The organism is Mycobacterium sp. TH-M82, from assembly GCF_057473605.1.
Window position 1 is genome coordinate 1 of the sequence record NZ_JBYCKY010000625.1, and the last position, 4,718, is coordinate 4,718.

Consider the following 4,718-nt stretch of genomic DNA (forward strand, 5'->3'; position numbering starts at 1 on the left):
CGCGCCAGTCGACAAACAATCCCGTCAGCAAGCCCGGATGCTGCGGGACGTCCGTCCCGTCCCAGCTGATCAGCGTCCAGCCGTCGGTGGGGTTGCCTTGGACCACGACCTGTCCGGTGTTGGTCAGCGGAATGTGGTCATCGATCAGAAGTTTGAGGACGGGTCCGAAGTCCGGGTTCTTGACGTTCATCAGCACCCAGGCAGTGATCGCGCCGGCGTGGGAAAACGCCACGTCGGTGAGCTTGCCGTCGGCGCTAGCCACCGTGTTGCCGTAGATCGTCTGCACGGCGCCGCTGAAGCGGTCCTCGAACGCCATCCCGTTGGGGTTGGCGGTGGCGCCCAGCATCGGCACGAAGTAGAGGCCGAGAATCCACGCCAGGATGGGTAGTCCATAGGCGATCTCCACCAACGGCGTTAGCTTGTCACCCTCCAAGAAGCCGGCATCGACCTCGTTGAGCCCGGACAGGAGGTGGCCCGGGTCGAAGTCAGGCAGTGGTGTGGGGCCGGCGGGGATGTTGGTGGCATCGCCGGGGTTTCCCAGCAGCAACTGAAGCAGCGGCCACGCGGTCTGCTGCGTGCGGAGAAAATCCGACGCGTAGACCCCGGCAGCCCCGTTGATGTTGTTGTCGCCGTGATTGTAGAGTTCCTGCCCGACGGTGATCGCCTGCTCCTTGCCAAGGTCGGTGATGGGCACGCCGGGCGGCAGTGTGCCGAGGATTTGTTGCACGTTGTCCACCGACTGCCCGTGCCGCACGAAGTCCAGCGTGATGTCGGTGATGTCTTCGGCGCCGGAGGCGAGCTGAATTTCGAGGACATGCGCCGTCGGCCTTGGCAGGGGCACCGTCGCCGGCGTGACGGCGATGACACCGGCACCGGCCACGGCGACCCCGGCGGTGATCCAGGAGCGGGCGGCGAGTTGTTGCATGGGCTCTTCCTCACGATCTCACCGTGACCAGGCCGCACGGATTCGATAGATGTTAGCTGATAAAAGGTTGAAAGGGAACTGTCTACACGGGAAACTTAGGGAACTCGGCCGCCCGGGTCGACTCGCCCGCCGGTGCTGAACATCTGGTCGATGCCCGCTTTGGCCGCGGCCAGCGCCTGCCGCGGGCTGTCGACGAACCGGCCAGCCCAGTTGACGGCCACGTCGTAGACGTTGTCCGGGGCCACCATGTCGTCGATCAGACCCAGCGCAAGTGCCTCCTCGGCGTCGACGAACCGTCCGCTGTACACCAGTTCCTTGGCCCGACTCACCCCGACGGTTTGGGCCAGCCGCCCCAGCCCGCCGCCATCGGGAACGAGACCGGCCAGGATCTCGGTGGCACCGAACTTGGCGTTGTCGCCGCTGACCCGCCAGTCAGCGGCCAACGCCAACGTCAGTCCGCTGCCCAGCGCGTAGCCGGTGATCGCGGCCACCGTAGGCTTCGGGATCGCTGCAACGGCTGCGGCCGCGTCGCGCCGGACCCGAGCGGCGGTCTGGGCCTCGGTCGTGGTCAGGGTGCGCAGTTCCGGCACATCGTCACCGGCGCAAAAGATTTCGTGACCGCCGAACAGGACCGCCGCGGCGATATCGTCGCGCCGCGACACCTCGGCAGCCGCCGCGGCGACCTCCCGGTAGGCCTGCCGGGTCAGCGCGTTGCTGGGCGGGCGCGACAGCACCAGGGTTGCGAGTTGGCCCCCAGCGGAACCGGCGGAGTTGGTCACGACACTGACGAACTCTCTCACATCCACCACCTGCCGCCGGCCTGTTTGTAACGGTCGGAGTCGAAGAACTCGACCTCGAAGTTGTCACCGTCGCCGGTGACATCAGCTTGCACCGCGGTGATCCGGCGTTCCACCGTCAACACCTCGGCGACAGTGTGGCCGGCCAGCGAGTCCAGCTGCGTCCAGGTGGGTGGCAACAGCAGGGTGCGCCCCGCCGCGAAGTCCTCGAGGGCGGCCTCCGGCGTGATCCAGCCGGCTAGGTCGGATTCGGTGTTCTGCCCGTCGGCGCGCTGGCCGGCCGGCAACGCTCCGACGAAGAAGTAGGTGTCATAGCGGCGGGTACGCTCCGCTTCCGGAGTCACCCAGTTCGCCCACGGCCGCAGCAGATCGGCCCGCAGCACCAGCTTCTCCCGGTGCAGAAAATCGGCGAACGACAGCTCCCCGGCGGACAGTGCACGGCGGGAATCGGAGTATTCCGAGGCGTCGGCAACAATGCTGTGCGGGTCGTCGGCCGGCCCGGCGAAGAGCACCCCGGACTCCTCAAAGGTTTCCCGGACGGCGGTACACACCAGCGCTTCGGCCAGGCCGGTGTCGATGCCGAATCGCCGTGCCCACCACGACGGCTCGGGGCCCGACCAGGCGATCGCCGGGTTACGGTCGCGGTCGTCGACTCCGCCGCCGGGAAACACCATCACCCCTGGGGCGAAGTGCATTCCGGAGTGCCGTCGCATCAGGAACACCGAGATGCCGTGGGCACTGTAGGCACCGTCGCGAACCAACATGATTGTCGCCGCCGGCCTTGGTATCAACGGCGGCGTCAGCGGCTCCCCTGTGGCAGTCATGCCCGCCTCCGGTGGGCCGCGCGGGTGCGGGTCCTGCGGGCGAAGTAACGCCCGTCGATAACGTCCAGGGTGATCGACTGGCCGAACGCCGCCGACAGGTTGTCGCCGGTCAGCACGTCGGGCAACAAACCGGCGGCGACAACCCGGCCCTCCGACAGCAAGAGACCGTGGGAAAAGCCCAGCGGGATCTCCTCGACATGATGGGTGACCAGCACGATCGCCGGTGCGTCGGGGTCGGCGGCCAAGTCGGCCAGCCGCGCTACCAGGTCCTCTCGGCCGCCCAGGTCCAGGCCGGCCGCCGGTTCGTCGAGTAGCAGCAACTCCGGATCGCTCATCAGCGCGCGGGCGATCAACACCCGCTTGCGCTCGCCTTCGGAGAGGGTGCCGTAGCTGCGGTCGGCCAGGTGCTCGGCGCCCAGGCTCTCCAGGATGTCGACCGCCCGATCGTGGTCGACCTGCTCATAGCGCTCCCGCCAGCGGCCCAGCACCGCGTAGCCGGCCGAGATGACCAGATCACGGACGGTTTCGTTGTCGGGCACCCGCTGCGCCAGCGCCGCAGAGCTCAAGCCGACCCGGGCCCGCAGCTCGACGGTGTCGACCCGGCCCAGCCGCTCACCGAGCACACGAGCGCTGCCCTTCGATGGGTGCTCGGTCGCGGCGGCGATCCGCAACAGCGACGTCTTACCGGCCCCGTTGGGTCCGATGATCACCCAGCGCTCGTCGAGTTCGACCGCCCAGTCCACCGGACCCACCAGCACCTGACCGTCACGACGCAGTGAAACACCTTTGAAGTCGATCAGCAGATCGGGGTTGGCTGCGCCGCTTCCGGTTTCGGGCACCCAACCATGGTGCCGTATCGAGACACCGCGGCACCCCCCCGGGTCTTCCGACCGCGGGTCCCGCCACGCCCAAGTCATTCCGGCGGAATCTCCACCCGGCGCAGCACCCCGTCAACAGCGTCGGCGGCCTCGATCTCGCCGCGAGTGACGCCGAGAATGAACAGCACCGTGTCCAGGTACGGATAGCTCAACGACGCGTCGGCCACCTCGCGCAGCGCCGGTTTGGCGTTGAACGCCACCCCCAGTCCGGCCGCGGCCAGCATGTCAATGTCGTTGGCGCCGTCGCCGACGGCAACGGTCTGCTCCATCGGCACCCCGGCCTGGCGAGCGAAGTCCCGCAGCGCCTCGGCCTTGGCGGCCCGGTCGATGATCGGGCCGCTCACCCGCCCGGTGAGCTTGCCCTCGACGATCTCCAGTTCGTTGGCGGCGACGAAGTCCAGCTTCAGCTCGTCGGCCAGCGGTGCGATGACCTGTCGGAAGCCGCCGGACACCACACCGCATAAAAAGCCCAGCCGCCGCAACGTCCGCAGCGTGGTGCGAGCACCGGGGGTCAACTGCAACTCGCCGGCCACCTCGGCGAGCACCGAAGCGGGCAGGCCCGCCAGGGTGGCCACCCGCCGGGTAAGCGAAGCGGCGAAATCCAGCTCGCCGCGCATCGCGGCCTCGGTGATGGCCGCGACCTCGTCCTGCGCTCCGGCACGGGCGGCGATCAACTCGATGACCTCACCCTGGACCAGCGTCGAGTCGACGTCGAAGACGATCAGCCGCTTCGCGCGCCGGGCCAGGCTGTAGTCCTCAAGCGCCACGTCGACACCCTGCTCGGCAGCCACGCGGCTCAGCGCGGCCTGCAACTGACCGGCGCTGCCCGGCGGCACCGAGACACGCAGTTCCAGGCCGGTAACCGGGTAGTCGGAGACGCCCCGGATCACGTCGATGTTGACGCCGATCTCGGCTACCTCCCGGGCCAGCACACCGAACGCCGCGGCAGTGATCGGGCGGCCGAGCACGACGACGGTGTGGGTCGACGGTTCCCGGATGGTCGGCATGTCGTCGCTGCGTTCGATGGTGACGTCCAGGCCGAGTCGGTGGACGGCCGCGGTGACATCGTCGCGAAACGCCGGCCCGTCGGCCACCGCCGGCTCCGCGGCCACCAACACCCCCAGCGTCAGCCGGCCCCGGATCACCACCTGTTCTACGTTGAGCAGCTCAACCCGATGCCGCGACAGCACTTCGAAAAGCGCCGACGTCACGCCTGGCTGATCGACGCCGGTGACGGTGATCAACACCGGCACCTTGGCCGTACTCAGGTTGACGACACCCCGGCCAACTCGTC

The 4,718-nt window shown here is 68.3% G+C and carries 5 protein-coding genes; all 5 read right to left on the reverse strand.

Features of this window, described 5'->3' with window-relative positions; genetic code table 11:
* On the reverse strand, positions 1 to 925 hold a 925-nt coding region (locus AC2VON_RS18380; protein ID WP_486954240.1), incomplete at its 3' end, for a histidine phosphatase family protein.
* Positions 926 to 1,020: 95 nt separating this feature from the next.
* Positions 1,021 to 1,725, reverse strand: coding sequence for an enoyl-CoA hydratase (locus tag AC2VON_RS18385; protein ID WP_486954241.1), 705 nt, complete (start codon positions 1,723 to 1,725; stop codon positions 1,021 to 1,023).
* The gene (locus tag AC2VON_RS18390; protein WP_486954242.1) at positions 1,722 to 2,546 is read right to left on the reverse strand and encodes an NUDIX hydrolase; all 825 of its coding nucleotides are present in this window, start codon (positions 2,544 to 2,546) and stop codon (positions 1,722 to 1,724) included. Before AC2VON_RS18390 ends, AC2VON_RS18385 begins: the two co-directional genes overlap by 4 nt.
* On the reverse strand, positions 2,543 to 3,385 hold the full coding sequence (locus tag AC2VON_RS18395) for an ABC transporter ATP-binding protein (protein ID WP_486954243.1): 843 nt from the start codon (positions 3,383 to 3,385) through the stop codon (positions 2,543 to 2,545). The genes AC2VON_RS18390 and AC2VON_RS18395 overlap by 4 nt, the downstream gene beginning before the upstream one ends.
* Before the next feature lie 74 nt (positions 3,386 to 3,459).
* Positions 3,460 to 4,692: a phosphoserine phosphatase SerB gene (gene serB / locus AC2VON_RS18400; protein ID WP_486954244.1), complete on the reverse strand. Its 1,233-nt coding sequence runs from the start codon at positions 4,690 to 4,692 to the stop codon at positions 3,460 to 3,462.
* Positions 4,693 to 4,718 lie beyond the last annotated feature (26 nt).

Coding starts and splice junctions, on each gene's coding strand:
- AC2VON_RS18390 (WP_486954242.1), bottom strand. CDS start 2,546: ATGACTGCCACAGGGGAGCCGCTGACGCCGCCGTTGATACCAAGGCCG.